Raw genomic sequence first — 21,566 nt, 5'->3', positions numbered from 1 at the left:
GCCTACTGGGAGCGCGTGAACTCCTCCGCGGCAGCCACTTGCTCCGGGGTTGGCGTGATGCCCGTGTAAAGCACGAACTGTTCAAGGGCCTGGATAGTGGCTACCTCAGCGCCGCTGATCACGGTCTTGCCTGCCGCGCGGCCGGCCTTGATGAGCGGCGTCTCTGCAGGGAGAGCGACGACGTCGAACACCACGTGCGCTGCCGCCACCGCCTCTTCGGGGAAGGACAGGGAGCCGGACTCAGGTCCGCCGGCCATTCCGATCGGGGTCACGTTGACGAGCACGTCCGCCGTTGATTCCCCTACTTCGGCCTGCCAGCCGAAGCCATAGAGCCCCGCAAGGGACTGCCCAAGCTTTTCGTTCCGGGCAACGACGGTGACTCGCGAGAATCCAGCGTCGCGGAAGGCCGCTGCGGTGGCCTTGGCCATGCCGCCGGAGCCACGGAGCAGCACGGACGACGCCGGGTCGATCGCATTGCGCTCGATCAGCTGGGCAATCGCCGTGTAGTCCGTGTTGTAGGCCGTCAGAACACCGGCGTCGTTGACAATCGTGTTGACCGAATCGATAGCGGCGGCCGATACGTCCATGCGGTCCACGAGGGCGATGACGTCTTCCTTGTAGGGCATCGAAACGGCGCAGCCGCGGATCCCCAAGCCGCGCACGCCTGCGATCGCGTTGGCCAAGTCCGTGGGGGCGAAGGCCTTGTAGATCCAGTTCAGGCCCAGCGCCTCGTAAAGGAAATTGTGGAAGCGCGTTCCGTTATTGCTGGGCCGGGCCGAGAGGGAGATACAGAGCGTCATGTCTTTGTTGAGGATCGGCATAACGGGGCTTCCTTCGCGTAGCGGGGTTCTGTGCCCAGCCTAGACGGGGAGCTAGCCTTTGCGCGCCTTGAGGCGCGGACCCTACTTGTTGATGACGAACAAGATCGTTTTCCTTAGGTTTCCTCCCATGCGGTACCGTACCGCCCCTGCATTAGACTTGAGCCAACCGCTGACGGCCCCACGGCGGGCGTTGCTCAGGCGTTTTTGGCATAACACCGAGGGGACCTACGTGCAGATTGATTTCGCTCCATCCAGGCAGTCGACACTTGGGGTGGAATGGGAGCTGGCGCTCGTCAACGCACGCACGGGCGAATTGGTCTCGGTCGCGAATGAGGTCCTCCGCGGCGTGGCATCCCGGCATCCGGACCTGAACGAAGACGACGAGCATCCGCACATCAAGCGGGAATTGCTCCTGAACACCGTGGAACTTGTCACGGGCGTGTGCAACACCGTCAAGGAAGCCAAGGAAGACCTGGCCCGGTCCCTGCATGCCGTCAGGGAGGTTACGGACCCCATGGGTGTGGAACTTTTCTGCGCCGGCAGCCATCCTTTCAGCCCGCCGCAGCTTCAACCGGTCTCGGACAAAGAGCGCTATGCCAAACTGATCGATCGCACCCAATGGTGGGGACGGCAAATGGTCATCTACGGGGTCCACGTCCACGTCGGCCTGGACCGGAGGGATAAGGCGCTCCCCATCCTCGACGGTCTGGTCAACTACTTCCCCCATTTCCAGGCCTTGTCCGCCTCAAGCCCGTTCTGGGGTGGCGAAGACACCGGCTACGCGTCACAACGTGCCCTCATGTTCCAACAGCTGCCCACGGCAGGCTTGCCTTTCCAGTTCCCCAGCTGGGCTGAATATGAGTCCTACGTCCAGGACATGTTCACCACAGGAGTGATCGATACCCTGTCCGAAATTCGCTGGGATATCCGTCCCGTACCGAATTTGGGCACCATAGAGATGCGCATTTGCGATGGCTTGGCAACCCTCGAGGAAGTCGGCGCTGTTGCAGCCCTGACCCAGTGCTTGGTGGACGAGTTCTCCACCATCCTGGACAACGGCGGCAGCATTCCCACCATGCCGCCATGGCATATCCAGGAAAACAAATGGCGGGCGGCCCGCTACGGCATGGAGGCGATCATCATCCTCGATGCCGAAGGCAATGAGCAGCTTGTCACCGATCACCTGAAGGAAACCCTCCTCCGGTTGGCGCCCGTCGCGGAAAAGCTCGGTTGCTCGGAGGAACTGGCCGACGTCGAAAAGATCATCACCCGCGGAGCGGGCTACCAGCGCCAACGCCGCGTCGCTGCCCAGCACGACGGTGATCTTCATGCCGTTGTCCAGGACCTCGTACAGCAAATGCGGTCCGTTCCGACCGCCTAGCCTACGGACGCGATTCCGGCGCCTACACCGAAACCGTAGTGACCGGCAGGGAAGAATCCGGAGCAAAAGCGACGCCGCTTGGACCGATTCCCGCCATGATGAGCTGCGAGCCCAAGGCAGCAACCATGGCACCGTTGTCTGTGCACAGTGACAACGGTGGAACGTGCAACGTGATGCCGGCAGAGCTGCAGCACTGCCCTGTCAATTCGCGGAGCCGGGAGTTGGCTGCAACGCCACCGCCCAGCAACAGATCCGTGATGCCGTTCTCCTTGCAGGCCAGCACAGCCTTGAAGGTGATGACGTCCACTACTGCTTCCTGGAATGCGGCGGCGATATCGGCTACGGGGACGTCCTCGCCGCGCGCTTCGAACTGCTCTACACAGCGCGCGACGGCGGTCTTGAGACCGCTGAAGGACCAATCGTAACGATGCGGTCCCGGCTCCTCGACGGTTCCCATGTACTTGGGTTGGGTCAAGCCGCGCGGGAAGCGGATGGCCTTGGCGTTGCCCTGCTTGGCAAGTTTGTCGATGGCCGGCCCGCCGGGGTAGCCAAGGCCCAGCAGCCTCGCCACTTTGTCATAGGCCTCGCCTGCGGCGTCGTCGATGGTGGAACCCAGCATCTCGACGTCGTCGGTGATGCTGCGGATACGCAGGATTTCCGTATGTCCACCGGACACCAGCAACGCACCGAGGTTCTCCGGCAGCCGACCGCCGGCGGCGAGTCCAGCAGCGCCGAGTCCAGCTTTGCCGCCCGCCGCGCCGCCCACGTTTCCGTCAAGGAGCCCGACGCCGACGTGTGCCACCAAGTGGTTGATGGCATAGAGCGGCTTGCCCGTGGCAACAGAAAGTGCCTTCGCAGCGCAGACACCCACCATGAGCGCGCCGGCCAAACCAGGCCCGGAGGTCACGGCGATCGCATCGATGTCGTCCAGCGTCACGCCGGCCTCGTGCAGGGCCTCCTGCAGTGTGGGGACGAAGGCGTCCAAATGCGCGCGGGAAGCGATCTCCGGAATGACGCCGCCAAAACGGACATGCTCATCCATCGAGGAGGACACTGTGTTGGTGAGCAAGCTCGTGCCCCGGACAATCCCTACGCCGGTTTCGTCGCAGGAGGACTCGATCCCAAGCACGAGCGGCTGGACGGTGTTGGAGTGGTTCACGTGGCTGGGCTGGTTCACGCCGGGATTCCTTCAGTCAATGTCAGCCTCATGATGAGGGCGTCCGCGCCGTCGCGGTAATAGCGCCGCCGCACGTGGATCTGCTCGAAGCCGAACCGCACGTACAAAGCCTGGGCACGGGGATTGTCGGCGCGGACCTCGAGAAGGACCTCGATCGCCCCGCGCCCTCGGGCCTCCTCAATGAGTTCGGTGAGGATAGCGGAGCCGATCCCCCTGCCTTCGAATTCGGGCACGACGGCGATCGTCTGCACATCCGCGATTGGCTCGATGCACATGAGGCCGGCGTAGGCCACAATCTGCCCGCCGGCTTCGGCAACTACGTAGCGGCGGGTATCCACCTGGGCAAGTTCATCGAAGAACATCTGCATCGGCCAGGCATCCACCGGGAATAGCCGGCGTTCCAGGACCTCGACGGCGATGACGTCGTCAGCGGTCATGTCACGCAAGGTCACGCCATCGAGTTTGAACTCGTGTGAGGTACTCACAGGGCACGCTTCCTGGGACCAGGCACTTGAGCATCCGATTCCCGCAGGTACAAGGGCGTGGAGTCCGGCAGCCTTTCGCCGGCCGCGATCAGGGCCATGGCGAACTGGCCCAGTGAGGCGGCGTCGGGTTGGGTGGTGCTGAATTCCCCGTTCGCTTTGACGACGTCCGCGTAGATGCCGCCCCCAGCCCCGAAGACGGGAAGATCGGGCAACTCCGAGGCGGAGCCCACATGTGGACCATCCACGAGGTGCGGGAGCTGGCCTTCATTGAGCGTGTAGCGCGCCCAGTAGACCTCCTTGCGGCGGGCATCCGTCGCAACGAGGAACTCGGCCTGAGCTTCTGTGGACTCTGCCACTTCCAAAGCGATCGCGTGGAGGCTCATGAGACCGAATAGCGGTTTGTTCCAGGCAAATGCCAACGTGCGGGCGGTCGCGATCCCCGAACGGAGCCCCGTGAACGGCCCCGGGCCGACGCCGGTGACGATGAGGTCGATGTCTGCTCCGGTGACACCGGCGTCGCTCAGGAGGTTCTCAATGCCAGGCGCCAGGACCTCGGCGTGGCTGCGGGTGTCTTCAGTAGCGAAGGATTCAACCACGCCTTCCAGGGCATCGTCCGAGATGAGCGCGGCGCTCGCCACGGCCGAAGTATCAATGGCCAGGATCAACATCAGGCGTTCTCTTCCAGTATTTCGGGGACGGTGCTCCACCGTGGGCCAAAGCCGCGGAAAACGATGGTGCGTGGTTCGTCGTCGTCCTCGGGGTCGAAGTCCAGGACCGCATGCTGGCCCGCTTCCGGGGTGGCGACCGCCGTATCCGAGCCACCGACGGTCCGATGCATCTCGATGTCCAGGCGGCTGTCCGAAAGGTGTTCCACGCGCTCGCGCCCCCACTCGACCACCGTCACCGAGCTGTCCATGGTGTTTTCGAGGTCGATGTCGTCGATCTCCGCTGCGGAGGCAAGCCGGTAGGCATCAACGTGGACCAGATCAGGGCCGCCGGGTCGCGGACCGTTGGGCAGGTTGGGGTGGATGCGCACCAGGACGAACGTGGGCGAGATGACCCCGGCGCGGACGCCCAGGCCTTCGCCGAGTCCCTGGGTGAAGGTTGTCTTGCCTGCGCCGAGTTCGCCTGTCAGGACCAGCAGGTCCCCGCGCTCAAGCACCCCACCGAGTGCCGAGCCCAAAGCGTGTGTCTGCTCCGCCGTCGCGACCGTGACGGTGCGCTCCCACAGTACCTCACTCACGGGTGTCCCGCTCACCGGGCATCCGCTCCCGGAGTCTCATTAATGTAGATCCGCGGGACCCGGGGGCTGATGCGGGTGACGATCTCGTAGTTGTTGGTGCCCGCCGCGGCCGCCCAGTCGTCCGCCGTCGGGCCACCGTCGGCGCCATCGCCAAACATGACGGCTTCAGCACCCAGCAAACTCGCTGCCTCAGCACCCACATTCCCGAAGTCAACGACCATCTGGTCCATGGCAATCCGCCCCACAACGGGGTAGGTGACTCCGTTAACGCGCACCGGCCCTCCGGTGGCGATGCGCGGCACGCCGTCGGCGTAGCCGAGCGGGATGAGGCCCAAGGTGCTCTCGCTGGAAGTCCGGTAGTTGAGTCCGTAAGACACACCTTGGCCCTCGGGAACTCGTTTGCAGTTGGAGACCAGGGTGCGGAGCGTCATGGCGGGCCGGAGACCCAGCTCCGCGGCGCTTTGTCCCTCGAAAGGGGACAGCCCGTAGAGTCCGAGCCCCACGCGGACGAGGTCGAAGTGGGCGTCCGGGCGGGAAAGCGTGGCCGGCGTGTTGGCTAAATGCCGCACTTCCGCGTCCACCCCGGCGTCCTCGGCCACGGCGATCGCTTCCCGGAAGGCCGCCAATTGCTCATCGGTCTCCGGGCGGTGGGGTTCATCGGCGACGGCCAAGTGGGAGAAGATGCCCACTACGCGGAGGAGGCCTTCGTCCTGGTATTCCATGGCCTGGCCCACCAGTTTGTCCCACTCGTCGATCGTGGAACCATTGCGCCCCAAGCCTGTGTCCACCTTCAGGTGAATGCGGGCCGGACGTTCCTGTTCGCGTGCCGCAGCGACCACGGCGTCCAGTTCCCAACCGGAAATCCCGACGTCGACGCCGGCGGCTACGGCCGCCTGGAAGTTGCTTTCGGTGGTGTGCAACCACGCCAGCAGGGGTGCGTCGATTCCGGCAGCGCGGAGCGCCAGAGCCTCCGAAATATGGGCGACGCCGAGCCAGCGGGCACCGGCGTCGAGAGCTGCCCGTGCCACCTGGATGGCTCCGTGTCCGTAGGCATCCGCCTTGACCACGGCCATGACGTTGGCGGGCGAGGCGATAGCCACGAATTGGCGCACGTTGTGCCGGACAGCGTCCAAGTCGATGACGGCTGATCGTTCGAGGACCATTGCCGAACCCGATTTCGTCTTGGGCTCGAAACTGGCAGCTGCTTCGTAAGTCACCTCACGATTCTAGTGCCGCCGCGGCACAGGGATTGCCTGTGGGTCGGCGCAGCTCAGGCGTCGGAGTTGTGGGCGATAGTCGCCGATGCACGCCGCTGCGCTCCGGGCGGCACGTCACGGACAATGTCTTCCAGGAACGCGAACCGTTTGAGCCATTGGCTGGACTGCCGCTCCCGCCGGGCGTTGGCCCGCTGCCACCAATCGGCGATGTCGCCCCAGCCGGGAGCAGCCAGCGAGCCTCCCACCTCCTGTACCGCCAACGCGGCGCAAAGGTTGGCGAAGCGGAGCCTGTCCCCCAAGGGCCACCCCGCCAGGCAGCCCACAACGAACGCCGCGCCGAAGCAGTCGCCTGCACCCGTGGGGTCGTATGCCGTCACCGGAAGGGACGGCACCCATTCCTCCTCACCGGTTTCGGAATCCACGGCCATGGCCCCTTGGGCTCCGAGCGTCACTACGGCCACCGGAACGCGGTCGGCGAGCGCGTAAAGCGCAGACCACGGATTGTCCTTGCCGGTGAAGGCCATCGCTTCCCGCTGGTTGGGCATGAATGCGTGGAAATTGCTGAGCTGGTCAAGTCGCTTCGACGACCACTGCCCAGTCGGGTCCCACCCGGCGTCGCCGAAGAGTTTGACGCCGGCTTTGCCTGCCGCAAGCATCCAGGGCTCTGGTTCCTCGCCTAGATCCGCGACGGCGGCTAGCGCCTTGGGGGGCTCGCCGATCAGTTCGGATGCGCTCATGGGCGCAGGGTGTCCGTGAGTGACCATGGAACGATCGTGATCGAGGCACAAGGAAACGGTGACCGGGGAATGCCAGCCCTCAAACCTCCTCGAGAGGGAGAGATCCACGTGCTCCTGGCTCTCGAGGATCCGCCAGTTGAAGTCCCCATACCCGTCATCTCCGAAGGCCGCCGCCAGGCTCGTCCTCAGCCCAAGCCGTGCGGCCGCGATCGCTTGGTTGGCCACGCCGCCGGGGCATGTGCCCATGCCTTGGCTCCACACCTCTGTCCCCGGCTCCGGACTATGGTCCAGTCCGGTGAAGATGATGTCCTGGAAGACGGTACCCGTCAACAGGAGGTCGCAGCCCGAATCGCCCCCTGCGCCGTTCGCGTCTCCGCGGATGGCGGCGAGGGGATCGAATCCAGGCCTGGGCGTTGCGTCCATGCACCGCAGACTACGCTGCGGTCACGTGTGTGCATAGCCTTCGGACGGGAGGTCCGCCCCTGGTCACGGCTTGGGCCCTAGAGCTCCTGGTACATGACGTGCAGGCCTACATAGCCAAGGGTTGGGTGCTGGAAGGCCTCGGGAATAGTCGCCAGAATGCGGAAGCCCATGGACTGCCACAAGCCCACCGCGCGGACGTTGCTTTCGACGACGGCGTTGAACTGCATAGCCTTGAACCCGGAGTCCCGGGCGGCAGCCAAGGAATAGGCACAAAGCGCCCGTGCGATGCCTTGCCCTCCATAATTGGCGTGGACCATGTAGCCGGCGTTGGCCACGTGGCTTCCCCCGCCGCCCTGGTTGGCGTGCAGTTCACCGGTACCCAGTACCTCGCCGCCGCGCACCGCCACAAAAGTCTGGCCGGGAGCATCCTTGAACCATTTGCTCCTCGCCGTGTCTTCGGACGTGTCCCGATCCCAGGTGAAGGTCTCCCCCGCACGGATCACGGGTTCAAGAACAGCCCAGATCCCCGGCCAGTCGCTAGCCTGCGCCGGCCGGATCTCGTATTTCGCGGCTGGTGCCGTTGCTGCTTCAGTGTTTGATTGGCTCACGCCCGCTACGGTAGCAGCCAATCTTGCGTTGGTGCGCTGGCCATCGTGTTGGCCGGGCTGCGCTGTTGGCCGGGCTGCGCTGTTGCCGGACTGCGACGCCGCGGATGTCAGGAGTAGTGTTTTCGCTGAGGCACAGGAAGGTTGCGCCTCGCGGAACTTGTTGAATTGCGTTGGGTACAGGAGGTAGGCCGTGTCGATGATCCGTCGCGTGGCTTTCCTGTCGCTCCACACCTCCCCTATGGAACAGCCCGGTTCTGGCGATGCCGGCGGCATGAATGTCTACGTCCGGGCCCTGGCTATGGCGCTGGCCGATCTCGGCGTGGAAGTAGAGATTTTCACGCGTTCAACGTCCGCCGAGCAACCCGCCGTCGAACACCCCGGTCCCGGCGTCTGCGTCCACAACGTCTTGGCGGGGCCGCCCCGGAAGCTCCCCAAAGAGGAACTTCCCGAGCTCCTCCACACCATGGTCGCCGAAATCGAGAGGATCCGGCAGCGGCAGCCGCACGGCCGCTACGACGCCATCCATTCGCACTACTGGGTGTCCGGTGTGGCCGGCTTGGAACTCTCGGCGCTGTGGAACGTGCCACTGATCCATACGATGCACACCATGGCCAAGGTCAAGAACCTCGTGCTGCAATCCGGCGAACGCCCCGAACCGCGACTGCGGGAAGACGGTGAGCACAGGATCGTGGAGGGGGCAACGCGCCTCGTAGCCAACACTCCAGCCGAGGCCCAGGAACTGGTATCGCATTACGACGCCGATTTCGACCACATCGACGTCGCGCCCCCAGGCGTTGACCTCACTGTGTTCACCCCCGCATTCCGGGCCCGGTCCCGTGCCGAGCTCGGCGTGCGGCCCGGCAGTTTCCACCTCCTGTTCGCCGGACGCATCCAACGGCTCAAGGGTCCGCAGGTCTTCATCGAAGCCGTCGGGGTCCTCCGCAAGCGGCGGCCCGATATCGACCTCGAGCTGACCATCTTGGGCGCCCTGAGCGGTGCCAAGGACTTCAACCTGCAGTCCTTTATTGCGGCCGCGGGGCTCGACGACGTCGTGACCCACCGGGCGCCGGTCAAGGCCCCGAAGCTGGCGGCCTGGTTCCGTTCAGCCGACGTCGTGGTGATGCCCTCCTTCAGCGAATCGTTTGGGCTTGTTGCCCTTGAGGCCCAGGCATGCGGCACCCCGGTGGTGGCCGCCAACGTGGGCGGGCTGTCCAGAGCCATTGCGGATGGGCGGACAGGTATTTTGGTGGACGGCCACGATCCCTCTCGCTGGGCCGACGTCATCGAAGCCTTGTACGACGACTCCCGCACCCGGGAAGACATGGGCCGCGCGGCTGCCGTACATGCGGAAGCCTTCGGCTGGCAGAGGACGGCGACCATCGCTCTTGAGAGCTACCAAGCGGCCATCGGCGCCGTCCTGGTCCGCCCAAGCTAAACGCCCGCTCACTTATAAGCCCCGTCCCGACGACGCCCGCTCACCTATGAGGCCCATCCCGACGACGCCCGCTCACCTACGGGGACTCGCCTGATAGATTGTCGCGCACAGTGTTCCGTACAGAGCTGAGGACAAGGGATGTCTGAAAACAGGATCTTGAGCGACCTTGAAATTGCCCAGAACGCAGCCATACGTCCCATCGAGGAGATCGCGGAGCGGGCCGGGATCAATGTGGATGCCCTGGATCTGTACGGTCGGTTCAAAGCGAAAATCGATCCCGCCAAGCTCCGCCTCCCTGAAGCCAAGCATGCCGGCAAGATAGTCCTCGTTTCGGCCATGTCTCCGACCCCCGCAGGTGAGGGAAAGTCCACCACGACGGTGGGCCTCGCCGATTCCTTGGCACGGGCCGGTCACCGGGTAATGATCGCACTGCGCGAACCTTCCCTTGGGCCCATCTTGGGCATGAAGGGAGGAGCGACCGGTGGCGGCTACTCCCAGGTTCTGCCCATGGACGAGATCAACTTGCATTTCACAGGCGACTTCCACGCGATCACCTCGGCCAACAACGCCCTCATGGCGCTCGTGGACAACCACATCTTCCAAGGCAACGAGCTCAAAATCGATCCCCGCCGCATGACCTTCAAGCGGGTCCTCGATATGAATGACCGGTCCCTCCGGGAGGTCATCATCGGCTTGGGCGGCCCTGCTCAAGGTGTACCGCGGCAGGACGGTTTCGACATCACCGTGGCTTCCGAGATCATGGCCGTCTTTTGCCTCGCCACGGATCTGGACGATCTCCGCAAGCGCCTAGGCCGGATCACTTTCGGATACAGCTACGATCGGATGCCAGTCACCGTGGCCGATCTTGGGGTCCAGGGCGCGCTGACCATGCTGCTCAAGGACGCCATCAAACCGAACCTCGTGCAGACCATCGCGGGAACCCCGGCTTTGGTCCACGGTGGCCCGTTCGCCAACATCGCTCATGGCTGCAACTCGCTCATTGCGACCCGAACGGCCCAACAGCTCGCAGACATCGTGGTCACGGAAGCTGGATTCGGTGCCGATCTTGGCGCCGAAAAGTACATGGACATCAAGGCTCGCATCGCAGACGTGGCGCCCTCCGCCGTCGTCGTCGTTGCGACTATCAGGGCGCTCAAGATGCAAGGGGGCGTCCCGAAGGAGTTGCTCAAGGAGCCGAACGTCGAGGCCCTCGCCGCCGGCGTCGAGAACCTGAAGCGGCACGTGCACAATGTCGAGAAGTTCGGCGTCACACCAGTTATCGCGATCAACAAGTTCGCCACGGATACGTCGGAAGAGCTCGAATGGCTGCTCGCTTGGTGCGCCCAGGAGGGGGTGCAGGCTGCGGTAGCCGATGTCTGGGGTCGAGGTGGAGGGGGCGACGGCGGTGACGAGCTCGCGGCGAAGGTCGCCGCGGCGGTGGCGGCAGCAGCGCCGTCGGACTTCCGGCATTTGTACCCTCTGAGTCTGTCTGTGGAGGACAAGATCCGCACGATCGTGCAAGAAATCTACGGCGCCGACGGCGTAGAGTTCTCGGTCCCCGCGCTCAGGCGCTTGGCGGACATCCGGAAAAATGGGTGGAGCGGAATGCCGGTTTGCATGGCCAAGACGCAGTATTCATTCACCGACGATGCCTCGCAGTTGGGCGCCCCCAAGGGTTTCACGGTGCACGTGCGCGAGCTGATCCCCAAGACCGGGGCGGGCTTCATTGTCGCACTGACCGGTGCGGTCATGACGATGCCGGGATTACCAAAGGAGCCGGCCGCGATGCGCATGGACGTCGATGAGCACGGCAATCCGGTGGGCCTCTTCTGACGCCCGTTCACTTATGGCGCCTTTTCCTGTGACGCTCGCTCACCTATGGCGCCGATTCGAGAAACGCTCGCTCACGTTTCCTCGTCCCGATGCCCCGTCTATCGACCGAATCCTGAGCCTGTGGATAACTTCTGCAAGCATCAGCCCGTTTGCGTAACAATGCGGGTATGCGAAATGAGTTTGCCCTACCCGTCGAACTGCTTTCACGACCGTTCACGCTCGCCGAGGCTCGAGCCCAAGGAGTCCCGCGCGGCCGCCTCCGGCGTGTCGACATCGAAAGCGTCAGCCGCGGCCTTTATCGCCCGGCCGGCTGGGACTTCGATCTTGAGTCGGCCGCCCGGGCGCTGTCTACCGCTACGCCCGGTGCCTGGATTTCTCACGTGACTGCGGCACGCCTTCGCCGTTCCTACCTACCACCTTGGCTCTCGGACTCAACCGAGCTGCATCTCAGCAAGCCCCGGTCATTGCCCGGAGTTCGCCGCAAAGGTGTGATCGGCCACACCGTGATCGCAGCCGAAGACGAGGTCGAATCCGTTGATGGAATACGGATCAGCACACGATCTCGTACCTGGTTGGACATGGCAAGGCTGCTGCCGTTGAACGACCTCGTCTGCATGGGCGACGAGCTGATTCGCGTCCCCCGGCAGTCTTTCGAAGGGCGAGACACTCCGTTCGCGACCCTTGAAGAGCTGCGTGCCCTGGTGGAGCGGCATCCAAATTTGCAAGGCGTGGTGCGTGCCCGGCAGGAGCTGGAGCTGATGCGCGTTGGGGCGGATTCTGCGCCAGAGTCCTTGCTTCGCTTGGCGATGCTGGACGCGGGAATCCCCGAACCAGAACTTCAGCTCAGGCTGCGGGATGCCGATCCGTTCTCGCCGTCGGCGGATTTGGGCTTCCGCCAAAGGCGGGTCGCCATTCAGTACGACGGCGGCCATCACCTCGTGGAGGCACAGTCGCTGAGCGATCGACGCCGGGACAAAGCCTTCGAAGCAGCCGGATGGACTGTGCTCGTGTTCCGCAAGGACGATTTGGCAACTGGTTTCGAATTGGCAACCAAGAAGATCAAGAAGGCGCTGCGATCGGCCTGGGCGGATCCCGCCGTCGCATCCGGTTTTGCAAACGCCGTGTAGTGAGCGAGCATCGGCACGACGCGCCCAAGGTGAGTGAGCGTTAAGCGACAGCGCTCGCTCAATTTAGAAGTGAGCGAGCGTCCGTCAAAAACCCGACAGAAGTGAGGGAGCGTCCGTCAAAAACCCGACAGAAATGAGCGAGCGTCCGTCAAAAACCCGACAAAAGTGAGCGAGCGTCCGGGCGGAGGGTAGGCGGGAGAGCGGCTAGCGCTCGACGTCGCCCCGGATGAAGGCTTCGACCTTTTCGCGGGCGAGGTCGTCGTTGAACTGCTCCGGCGGGGACTTCATGAAGTAGCTGGAAGCGGAGAGCAGCGGGCCGCCGATGCCACGGTCCAGGCCGATCTTGGCGGCGCGGATGGCGTCGATGATCACGCCGGCGGAGTTCGGGGAGTCCCAGACCTCAAGCTTGTACTCCAGCGATACCGGAGCATCGCCGAAGTTGCGGCCTTCGAGGCGGACGAACGCCCACTTGCGGTCATCGAGCCAGGCGACGTAGTCGGACGGGCCGATGTGGACGTCGTCTGCGTGGAGCTTGGCCTCGACATTTGAGGTCACGGCCTGGGTCTTGGAGATCTTCTTGGATTCCAGGCGGTCGCGCTCGAGCATGTTCTTGAAGTCCATGTTGCCGCCGACGTTCAGCTGGTACGTGCGGTCCAGGGTGACGCCGCGGTCTTCGAAGAGCTTGGCCATGACGCGGTGCGTGATGGTGGCGCCGATCTGGCTCTTGATGTCATCGCCCACGATCGGCACACCAGCCGTGGTGAACTTGTCTGCCCACTCCTTGGTGCCTGCGATGAACACGGGCAACGCGTTGACGAAGGCGACGCCAGCATCGATGGCGCACTGCGCGTAGAAGTGCGCCGCTTCCTCGGAACCAACCGGCAGGTAGCAGACCATGACGTCGGCCTTGGCTTCGCGCAGTGCGGCGACGATGTCCACTGCCCCTTCCGGAGCCTCGACGATGGTCTCGCGGTAGTACTTGCCCAGGCCGTCCAGGGTGTGGCCCCGCTGCACGGTAACGCCAGTAGAAGGGACATCGGCGATCTTAATGGTGTTGTTCTCGCTGGCGCCGATTGCGTCGGCAAGGTCGAGGCCGACCTTCTTGCTGTCGACATCGAAAGCAGCGACGAACTGGACATCGTTGACGTGGTACTTGCCGAACTCAACATGCATCAGACCCGGAATCGTGGCCTGGGGGTCGGCATCGCGATAGTAGTGGACACCTTGGACCAGCGAAGCGGCGCAGTTACCTACACCGACAATGGCGACACGAATCGGATGTGAAGACACGGAACTCCTTTGAGCACTAACCTCAGGTGCCTTGCGCGTCTGTACCTGAATGTACGACGGCGTCTTAAAGGCACAGCGCCGTTCGGCGCTCTTTGCATTGTAGCCAACCTGAACGGGGCCGGCTTTGTTCCCGGCCGGCCCCGTTCTTCTGTTAAGTTCCGAATCTACTTCTGTGCCCACAGGTTGATGTCGGATTCGACGGCGAACTCGTCAATCGCAGTTAGTTCCTCTGACGTGAAGTCGAGGTTGTTGATCGCGGACAGCGTGTCCTCCAACTGTGCGACACTTGACGCGCCCACCAAAGCCGAGGTCACAGGTGAACCCTTGGGCTGCTCGCGCAGGATCCAGGCGATAGCCATCTGGGCGAGGGTCTGGCCGCGTCCTTCCGCGATGGCGTTCAAACCACGCACCCGGCTCAGCTTTTCCTCCGTCAGTGCGGCTTCTGACAGGAACCGTTCCTTGGCCGCGCGTGAGTCCGCCGGGACTCCGTTCAGGTACCGGTTGGTGAGCATCCCCTGCGCCAATGGGGAGAAAGCGATGGAGCCAGCGCCTACCTGGTCGAGTGCCTCATACAGGTTGGGACTGCCGTTCTCGGTCCACCGATTGAGCATGGAGTAGCTGGGCTGGTGGATGAGCAGCGGCGTGCCCATTTCCTTGAGGATCCTGGCCGCTTCAAGAGTCTGCTCCGGAGTGTAGGAAGAGATACCGGCATAGAGGGCCTTGCCGGAACGGACGGCGTGGTCCAAGGCGCCCATGGTTTCTTCCAGCGGGGTTTCGGGGTCCGGGCGGTGGCTATAGAAGATGTCCACGTATTCCAGGCCCATGCGCTGCAGGGACTGGTCCAGGCTGGAGAGAAGGTACTTGCGAGAGCCCCATTCCCCATAGGGACCGGGCCACATGTAGTAGCCGGCCTTGGTGGAAATGACGAGTTCATCGCGGTAGGGCTTGAAGTCATCCTGGAGGTGGCGGCCAAAGTTGGTTTCTGCGGAACCGTCCGGCGGGCCGTAGTTGTTGGCCAGGTCAAAGTGGTTCACCCCGAGATCGAAGGCACGGCGCAGGATGGCACGCTGTTCCTCGAAACGCTTGTCATCGCCGAAGTTGTGCCAAAGTCCCAATGAGATAGCAGGAAGTTTGAGGCCGCTGCGTCCGACGCGGCGGTAGGGCATGGTTTCATAGCGATTTTCCGCTGCCGAATAAGTCATACCCACCATCCTGCCACCCGTTCCCGGGCCGCAACCGCGGCGTCCGTCATGTGGTCGAGGTCACCTCAAGCGTACGACGGCGGCGCTCTCCCCCGGGATTGTCAGCTTCCCGTTCCCGAGGGCGGCCGAGGGGTGAGTGGCGAACAAGAGGTCGCCGTCCATGTTCCTCGTCAAAGGCTGCGTCCCAAAGTTGCAGGCGACCCTCACGACGCCACGGCTGAGAACTAGCCACCGGTCCTGTTCGCTGAAGTCAACATGCGTGTCGGTGAATCCGCCGGCGGCAAGCTCCGGCGTCGAGCGCCGGACGTTCGCCAAGGTTCGATAAAGGTCGAGCAGCCGGGCGTGATCGCCGTCGTTGATTTCCTCCCATTTGAGCTTGGAACGGTTGAATGTCTCCGGGTCCTGCGGGTTGGGGACCAGTGCAGGGTCCCAGCCCATCCGTTCGAATTCCTTGAGCCGTCCCTCTGCCGTGGCCTTGGCCAGCCATTCCTCGGGATGCGACGTGAAGAACTGCCAAGGCGTGGACGCGCCGAACTCTTCGCCCATGAACAGCATCGGCGTGAACGGGGACGTCATGGTCAGGACGGCGGCCAGCGCCAACCTGCCGTAAGACAGGCTCGCACTCAGGCGGTCGCCCGCGGCTCGGTTGCCGATTTGGTCGTGGTTCTGGTTGCACACCACCAACGCGGCAGGATGGACCAGACCCGGGCGGATGGGCCTGCCGTGATGCCTCCCGCGGAAGCTAGAGTAGCTCCCGTCGTGGAAGAAACCGTGCTCAAGGACTTTGGCCAAGGCGGCCAAGGAATCGAAATCCGCGTAGTACCCGGCGGTCTCACCGGTGAGGTTCACATGAACCGCGTGGTGGAAGTCGTCGCTCCACTGCCCTTCCAGCCCGTAGCCGTTGGCGTCCCTGCGGTAGATCAAGCGCGGGTTGTTCAGATCCGATTCGGCAATCAGTGTCTTGGGGACACCGGTTTCAGCTTCGATCCCATCCGCAAGGCTGGCCAGGTCCTCCAGGATGTGCACGGCGCGATCGTCACGGAGGGCGTGCACAGCATCGAGGCGCAGTCCGTCAACGTGGAAATCGTTCAACCACATTTCGGCATTATCAAGGATGTATTGGCGGACTTCGTCGGAGCCGGGTCCATCCAGATTCACTGAATCGCCCCACGTGTTGCCCTCCCCGGACTTCAAGTACGGGCCAAACTTCGGCAGATAGTTCCCGCTGGGCCCCAGATGGTTGTAGACCACATCCTGAATCACGCCGAGTCCCGCAGCATGCGCGGCGTCAACAAATCGCTGGTAGGCCTCCGGTCCCCCGTAGGCTTCGTGGACCGCAAACCACAGCACGCCGTCGTACCCCCAGTTGTGGGTACCGTTGAAAGCGTTGACGGGCAGAAGCTCTACAAAGTCGACTCCCAATTCAACGAGGTAATCGAGTTTTCCCACCGCCGCATCCAGTGTGCCCTCCGGGGTAAAGGTCCCAAGGTGGAGCTCATAGATGACGGCGCCGCCGATCCCGCCCCCCGGCCATTCGGCGTCGTTCCAGGCATAAGAGGCTGCGTCGAAGGTGCGGGACAGGCCATGGACGCCCTCCGGTTGCCGCTTCGACCTCGGGTCAGGAAAGGGTCCTTCGCCGTCCACGAGGTAGCCGTAATCCGTCCCGACCCCTTGCGGGGCGTCCGCCGTCCACCAGCCGGTGGCTCCGCCGTCGTGCCGCCGCATCTCGTAGTGCAGGCCTGCCGCAAGCAGAGTGACGGACCCCGCAAACGGGGCCCATACATCGAATCGTTTCCTCGCGCTGGTCGTCGCCGCCATGGCTCCCTCAATCATCTCGTCCGGGCTTCTGTTGCCCGCGGTCGTTGGTGCTCTGGCTAGGTAATCGGCACGAGCAGCGCCACCGGGTATCTCCGTAGAAGCCTTACGAGCGGTACTTCGCCCGCTGGGTAGCTGTTGCCCGTGAGCTCGTCCTGGACCGCGTTCCCGAGGCGGATGAGGGTGTCTTGCCACCCGCCGTTTCGTTCAAGCTTCCGCGGGAGCCGAGCAGCTAACGTCATGGCACCACCTGCGCCGACCACTCCGCGGTCAAAGGCGAGCAAGTGTTCGGCCGCGGGTCCCTCGGCGTAGACGGGGCTGTATCCGCTGAACAACTCTGGCCTGTCGCGACGCAGGCGCAGCGCGCGCGACGTCAGCAACAACTTGGCCAACTCGTCCCGCGCTTCCGTCTGGGCACCGGCGTCGAGGGCTGCGAGCGCGGCCCTCCGCCGTTCGAAGTCCACCGGGCGCCGGTTGTCCGGATCGGTGAGTGAACGATCCCAAAACTCGGTTCCTTGGTAGACGTCCGGTACGCCCGGCATGGTCAACTGAACAATTTTTGCTGACAGCGAGTTGGACGCTCCGAAGGGGTCCAAAAGCGCGACAAATCTCTCCAGCGCAGCCGTTACGTCCGGAACATCGAAGACGGAGTCGACGGCGGAGGCCAGCTTCGCTTCGAATCCTTCGTCCGGATCCGTCCAACTGGTGGAATTGCCGGCCTCGCGTGCCGCCTTGACGACGTAACCCTGGAGGCGTTCACGGCTTGCCGGCCAGGCACCCGCAATGGACTGCCACACCAGAGCCGCGAGTGGCCCATCGGGAATCGGAGCCAGTTCCTGCATCCGGTCCACGAATGCTTCCCAGTCGGGGACGGCCTCCGAGATGGCGGAGATCCTCGCCCGGGTGTCTTCACTGCGCTTGGTGTCGTGCGTGGTCAGGGTGGTCATGGACAGCGGCATGTGCGCCTGTCGGTGCATCATGCGCTCGTGGAATCCAGCCGGGGACAGGGCGAATTCCGTCGGGTCCGCTCCCACTTCGGTCAGCGTGCCAAGACGGGTGTAGCGGAAGAACGCGGTGTCTTCCACGCCCTTGGCCATGACCATGCCTGAGGTCTGCTGAAAGCGGCGGCCCAATTCACTGGTGGCGTCGAGCAGCAGGGGAAGCAGCCGCTGCAACACCTGTTCCAGCTCCGGCCTGGTCCGGGCGGCCCGCTCAACGGCCCCCACCAGAATGTCTTTGCCGTAGGGGAGATAACTTCTGTAGACGGGAAAGGAGGCAATGGTTTCAGCCAACGCGTCCGCCACCGCTGGATCCGCCACCCTTGGATTGGACAGTTCCGGAGATTCCGGGACGAGCCGCGCCAACCGCAGGATTTCCGAGCGCAGGATGCCGTCCGTGATACGCCGCTTGGTGCCGTGGATCATGGCTTGGTAGTCGGCCGGCGTATCGGTGCCACGGAGCCTGGCGTCCAGGGCATCCAGCCGCACTTCGGCGTCGGGATCCACGAAAAGACGGTCGACGTCGGCGAGCGCGTCGTAGCCTGTAGTCCCCTCGCAGTCGAAATTCTCCGGAAGCTCCTCCCCCGGCTCCAGGATTTTCTCGACAAGCACGTACGAGCCGCGGGTCGTTTCCTTCAGGCGCGCCAAATAACCCGAAGGGTCCGCGAGCCCATCCGGATGATCGATCCTCAGCCCATCCACGAGCCCGTCCCGGAACCAGCGGGAGACCTCTGCATGGGCTTCCTCGAAGACCCATGGGATTTCGACGCGGATCCCTGCCAAGGTGTTGACCGCGAAGAATCGACGGTAATTCAGTTCGGCGTCGGCCCGGCGCCAATCGACCAGTTCGTAGTGTTGCCGTGCATGGACATCGCGGACGTTGTCACCCGCGACGTAGCTGCCTTCGGCCAGCGGGAAGCGGTGATCGAAGTAGCGCAATTCGCCGTCGACTAGTTCCAGCTTGTCGAGGTCGTCGTCGCTGCCGAGCACCGGCAGCCGCAGCTTGCCGCCCCCGAAGTCCCAATCGACGTCGAACGCCTCCGCATAGCGGGAGGCCCTGCCCTCTTTGAGAAGCGACCACCACCAGGCGTTTTGCGGAGGCGACGCGACGCCCATGTGGTTGGGAACGATGTCCACCAAGACCCCGAGACCGGCCTCCCGCGCAGCCTTGAATAGCGCTGCGAGCCCTTCGGCACCGCCGCGCGACGCATCGACCGTGGAGGGGTCCGTGACGTCGTAACCGTGGTCCGAGCCCTCCTCCGCAGTCAAAATCGGCGACAAGTACACCCAGTCAACCCCGAGGTCGCGCAAATAACCCGTGAGGGCCACCGCATCATGGAGCGTGAACGAGGGCCGGATCTGGAGCCTGTACGTGGAGACAGGCGTCCTCATGATCCCCCATTCTTGGGGGCGCGTGGCTTTCTGGGCTTCTTCGGCGCAGCGGCAGCCTTGGTTTCAGCGTCAGGCTTCGGGTCCGGGACTGACCGAAGCGGCGCCCTGTTCGGTGCAGACGGGACTGGCGTCAGCGTGGCCGGCGCAGTCAGGGATGCCGTCTCCGAGGTTGTTGTCTGGGACAACGCGGCTAGCGAGGCCGCGACCGAGTGGTCCGGATCGGTGTCAGGGATGCTGTGGGCTCGCAGGACGACGAGCGACTTGGCCCCCACAGTGAGGACCGATTCCGCGGGCATGGGTTCGGTGTGCGCTCCGCCACCGGCGGTGTCGAGGATGATGTCCCAGGCTGGAGCGTATTCGTCAGAGGGCAACTTGAAGCCCACTTCGTCGTCGTGGGCGTTGAAGTAGAGCAGGAAGTTGACGTCGGTGATCCGCCGTCCCTGGTTGTCCCTGCCGCGGATACCATCCCCGTTCAGGAACACGCCCACCGAGCGGCCGAAGCCGCTGTCCCAGTCCGACGGCGTCATGGTGGTTCCGTCGACGTCGAGCCAAACGATGTCCGGGAGCCGCTCGCCCTCGCCTCGAAGCACAGGCCGCCCGTCGAAGAAGCGGCTGCGCCTGAACGTGGGGTGCTTGGCGCGCAGTGCGCTGACGGCTGCCGTGAACTCGACCAAGGGCTGGTCCACGCTATCCCAATTGATCCAGGTCAGTTCCGAGTCCTGGCAGTAGCCGTTGTTGTTGCCCCTCTGTGTCCTGCCGAGCTCGTCACCGTGCAACAGCATGGGGACACCTTGGGAAAGGAGCATGGAGGCGATGAAGTTTCGCTGCTGGCGGGCGCGGAGACCGAGGACGACGGGATCCTCCGTGGGGCCTTCGACACCGCAATTCCAGGAACGGTTGTGGGATTCGCCGTCGTTGTTGCCCTCACCGTTGGCCTCGTTGTGCTTCTCGTTATAGGAGACCAGGTCGGCCAGGGTGAAACCGTCGTGGGCCGTGACGAAGTTGATGGAAGCCACCGGGCGGCGGCCGGAGTGCTCGTAGAGGTCCGCCGATCCGGTCAGCCGTGAGGCAAACTCTCCCAGTGTGGAGGGCTCGCCCCGCCAAAAATCACGGACCGTGTCACGGTATTGACCGTTCCATTCCGTCCACTGCGGAGGGAAGTTGCCTACTTGGTAACCGCCCGGGCCCACGTCCCACGGTTCGGCGATCAGCTTGACCTGGGAGACGACCGGGTCCTGCTGGATGAGTTCGAAGAATGTCGACAGCTTGTCCACATCGTAGAACTCGCGCGCCAGCGTTGAGGCGAGGTCGAAGCGGAAACCGTCAACGTGCATTTCGGTGACCCAGTAGCGCAAGGAATCCATGAGCAGCTGAAGGGAATGGGGGCTGCGTACGTTCAACGAGTTACCGGTGCCCGTGTAGTCCATGTAGTGCTTAAGGTCGCCCTCCATCAGGCGGTAGTAAGCGGAGTTGTCGATCCCCTTGAAGGACAGGGTGGGGCCGAGGTGGTTGCCCTCGGCGGTGTGGTTGTACACGACGTCGAGAATGACCTCGATGCCCGCCGTGTGCAACGTCCTGACCATCGCTTTGAAGTCCTGGACTTGCTGGCCGGTATCACCCTTGGAGCTGTAGCTGTTGTGGGGCGCGAAGAACCCAATGGTGTTGTAGCCCCAGTAGTTGTTCAGGCCTCTGTCCTGCAGGATGCCGTCGTTGGTGAACTGGTGGACGGGCATGAGCTCAATGGCCGTGACGCCTAGTTTTTGCAGGTGGGAAATCACTGCGGGGTGTGCGACGCCGGCATAGGTACCGCGTTGTTCCTCCGGAACCTCAGGGTGGAGCTGGGTCAGTCCTTTGACGTGCGCCTCGTAAATCACCGAGCGGTGGTACGGGATGCGAAGCTGCTGGTCACCGGCCCAGTCGAAGAAGGGATTGATGACGACGCCCATCATCATGTGGGCCGCGGAGTCCTTGTCGTTTCGGGAGTCCGGATCTCCCATGTTGTATGAGAAAAGCGCCGGGTCCCAGTCGATCTGCCGGTGGATGGCCTTGGCGTAAGGGTCCAGGAGGAGCTTGTTGGGGTTGAAGCGCTGGCCGGCGGCAGGGTCATACAGGCCGTGCACCCGGTATCCGTACTTTTGCCCTGGCTGAACGTGCGGAAGGTAGCAATGCCATACATAACCGTCCACCTCGTTGACGGTGTAGCTAACCTCGTTCCAGTCCTCGTCAAAGAGACACAATTCCACCTTTTCCGCCTTCTCGCTAAACAGCGCGAAGTTGGTTCCCGTGCCATCAAAGGTGGCCCCCAACGGGTATGCGGATCCTGGCCAAACGTCCATGTGTTCTCCTTCACGTGCCGGATAACTTTGTTGCCAGCCTAGCTAT

Annotated in this window: 17 protein-coding genes; 4 read left to right on the top strand and 13 right to left on the bottom strand. The window is 63.5% G+C overall.

All coding sequences use genetic code 11. The annotated features are described in order from the left end of the window. Positions 1-2: 2 nt before the first annotated feature. Entirely contained in the window at positions 3-821 is an 819-nt protein-coding gene (locus tag AC3ANQ_RS05735) for a shikimate 5-dehydrogenase (protein ID WP_488304198.1), read from the bottom strand. Positions 822-1,050: 229 nt separating this feature from the next. Between AC3ANQ_RS05735 and AC3ANQ_RS05730 the strand changes: the two genes are divergently transcribed. Further along, positions 1,051-2,202, top strand: coding sequence for a glutamate--cysteine ligase (locus AC3ANQ_RS05730; RefSeq protein WP_488304197.1), 1,152 nt, complete (start codon positions 1,051-1,053; stop codon positions 2,200-2,202). A gap of 22 nt (positions 2,203-2,224) precedes the next feature. On the opposite strand, the gene tsaD is transcribed toward AC3ANQ_RS05730, so the two are convergent. From tsaD to AC3ANQ_RS05695, 7 genes are all read right to left on the bottom strand, one after another. Beyond that, complete coding sequence (gene tsaD / locus AC3ANQ_RS05725) at positions 2,225-3,379, bottom strand: tRNA (adenosine(37)-N6)-threonylcarbamoyltransferase complex transferase subunit TsaD (RefSeq protein ID WP_488304196.1); 1,155 nt, start codon at positions 3,377-3,379, stop codon at positions 2,225-2,227. Continuing rightward, entirely contained in the window at positions 3,376-3,816 is a 441-nt protein-coding gene (gene rimI / locus AC3ANQ_RS05720) for a ribosomal protein S18-alanine N-acetyltransferase (RefSeq protein WP_488305264.1), read from the bottom strand. Before rimI ends, tsaD begins: the two co-directional genes overlap by 4 nt. 44 nt (positions 3,817-3,860) lie before the next feature. Further along, the gene (gene tsaB / locus AC3ANQ_RS05715; protein ID WP_488304195.1) at positions 3,861-4,532 is read right to left on the bottom strand and encodes a tRNA (adenosine(37)-N6)-threonylcarbamoyltransferase complex dimerization subunit type 1 TsaB; all 672 of its coding nucleotides are present in this window, start codon (positions 4,530-4,532) and stop codon (positions 3,861-3,863) included. Then, positions 4,532-5,107 carry a tRNA (adenosine(37)-N6)-threonylcarbamoyltransferase complex ATPase subunit type 1 TsaE gene (tsaE, locus tag AC3ANQ_RS05710; protein ID WP_488304194.1) on the bottom strand — a complete coding sequence of 192 codons (576 nt, stop codon included), beginning with the start codon at positions 5,105-5,107 and terminating at the stop codon, positions 4,532-4,534. The genes tsaB and tsaE overlap by 1 nt, the downstream gene beginning before the upstream one ends. Before the next feature lie 11 nt (positions 5,108-5,118). Further along, complete coding sequence (gene alr, locus AC3ANQ_RS05705) at positions 5,119-6,324, bottom strand: alanine racemase (protein ID WP_488304193.1); 1,206 nt, start codon at positions 6,322-6,324, stop codon at positions 5,119-5,121. 53 nt (positions 6,325-6,377) lie between these two features. Then, on the bottom strand, positions 6,378-7,484 hold the full coding sequence (locus AC3ANQ_RS05700) for a PfkB family carbohydrate kinase (RefSeq protein WP_488304192.1): 1,107 nt from the start codon (positions 7,482-7,484) through the stop codon (positions 6,378-6,380). 77 nt (positions 7,485-7,561) lie between these two features. Continuing rightward, positions 7,562-8,092: a GNAT family N-acetyltransferase gene (locus AC3ANQ_RS05695; RefSeq protein ID WP_488304191.1), complete on the bottom strand. Its 531-nt coding sequence runs from the start codon at positions 8,090-8,092 to the stop codon at positions 7,562-7,564. 190 nt (positions 8,093-8,282) lie between these two features. Between AC3ANQ_RS05695 and mshA the strand changes: the two genes are divergently transcribed. From mshA to AC3ANQ_RS05680, 3 genes are all read left to right on the top strand, one after another. Next, positions 8,283-9,527 (top strand): D-inositol-3-phosphate glycosyltransferase, encoded by a 1,245-nt coding sequence (mshA, locus tag AC3ANQ_RS05690; protein WP_488304190.1) that lies wholly within the window; start codon positions 8,283-8,285, stop codon positions 9,525-9,527. Positions 9,528-9,665: 138 nt separating this feature from the next. Then, on the top strand, positions 9,666-11,360 hold the full coding sequence (locus tag AC3ANQ_RS05685; RefSeq protein WP_488304189.1) for a formate--tetrahydrofolate ligase: 1,695 nt from the start codon (positions 9,666-9,668) through the stop codon (positions 11,358-11,360). 167 nt (positions 11,361-11,527) lie between these two features. After that, positions 11,528-12,487: a DUF559 domain-containing protein gene (locus AC3ANQ_RS05680; protein WP_488304188.1), complete on the top strand. Its 960-nt coding sequence runs from the start codon at positions 11,528-11,530 to the stop codon at positions 12,485-12,487. 204 nt (positions 12,488-12,691) lie between these two features. On the opposite strand, the gene AC3ANQ_RS05675 is transcribed toward AC3ANQ_RS05680, so the two are convergent. From AC3ANQ_RS05675 to glgX, 5 genes are all read right to left on the bottom strand, one after another. Continuing rightward, a complete protein-coding gene (locus AC3ANQ_RS05675) occupies positions 12,692-13,777 on the bottom strand; it encodes an inositol-3-phosphate synthase (RefSeq protein WP_488304187.1) in 1,086 nt (361 codons plus the stop codon). A 164-nt stretch (positions 13,778-13,941) separates the two neighbouring features. Continuing rightward, a complete protein-coding gene (mgrA, locus tag AC3ANQ_RS05670) occupies positions 13,942-14,979 on the bottom strand; it encodes an L-glyceraldehyde 3-phosphate reductase (RefSeq protein ID WP_488304186.1) in 1,038 nt (345 codons plus the stop codon). Positions 14,980-15,039: 60 nt separating this feature from the next. After that, positions 15,040-16,797 carry a malto-oligosyltrehalose trehalohydrolase gene (gene treZ, locus AC3ANQ_RS05665; protein WP_488304185.1) on the bottom strand — a complete coding sequence of 586 codons (1,758 nt, stop codon included), beginning with the start codon at positions 16,795-16,797 and terminating at the stop codon, positions 15,040-15,042. Positions 16,798-16,853: 56 nt separating this feature from the next. Beyond that, on the bottom strand, positions 16,854-19,184 hold the full coding sequence (gene treY / locus AC3ANQ_RS05660) for a malto-oligosyltrehalose synthase (RefSeq protein WP_488304184.1): 2,331 nt from the start codon (positions 19,182-19,184) through the stop codon (positions 16,854-16,856). Beyond that, positions 19,181-21,520 carry a glycogen debranching protein GlgX gene (gene glgX, locus AC3ANQ_RS05655; RefSeq protein ID WP_488304183.1) on the bottom strand — a complete coding sequence of 780 codons (2,340 nt, stop codon included), beginning with the start codon at positions 21,518-21,520 and terminating at the stop codon, positions 19,181-19,183. Before glgX ends, treY begins: the two co-directional genes overlap by 4 nt. Between the last annotated feature and the right edge of the window lie 46 nt (positions 21,521-21,566).

It is taken from the genome of Arthrobacter sp. DMZ02-1R (assembly GCF_057747935.1).
Note: the sequence above shows the minus strand (reverse complement) of the source record. Positions and strands in the feature narration are given on the sequence as shown.

Coding starts and splice junctions, on each gene's coding strand:
- AC3ANQ_RS05735 (WP_488304198.1), bottom strand. CDS start 821: ATGCCGATCCTCAACAAAGACATGACGCTCTGTATCTCCCTCTCGGCC.
- rimI (WP_488305264.1), bottom strand. CDS start 3,816: ATGACCGCTGACGACGTCATCGCCGTCGAGGTCCTGGAACGCCGGCTA.
- tsaB (WP_488304195.1), bottom strand. CDS start 4,532: ATGTTGATCCTGGCCATTGATACTTCGGCCGTGGCGAGCGCCGCGCTC.
- AC3ANQ_RS05700 (WP_488304192.1), bottom strand. CDS start 7,484: ATGGACGCAACGCCCAGGCCTGGATTCGATCCCCTCGCCGCCATCCGC.
- AC3ANQ_RS05685 (WP_488304189.1), top strand. CDS start 9,666: ATGTCTGAAAACAGGATCTTGAGCGACCTTGAAATTGCCCAGAACGCA.
- AC3ANQ_RS05680 (WP_488304188.1), top strand. CDS start 11,528: ATGCGAAATGAGTTTGCCCTACCCGTCGAACTGCTTTCACGACCGTTC.
- mgrA (WP_488304186.1), bottom strand. CDS start 14,979: ATGACTTATTCGGCAGCGGAAAATCGCTATGAAACCATGCCCTACCGC.
- treZ (WP_488304185.1), bottom strand. CDS start 16,797: ATGGCGGCGACGACCAGCGCGAGGAAACGATTCGATGTATGGGCCCCG.
- treY (WP_488304184.1), bottom strand. CDS start 19,184: ATGAGGACGCCTGTCTCCACGTACAGGCTCCAGATCCGGCCCTCGTTC.
- glgX (WP_488304183.1), bottom strand. CDS start 21,520: ATGGACGTTTGGCCAGGATCCGCATACCCGTTGGGGGCCACCTTTGAT.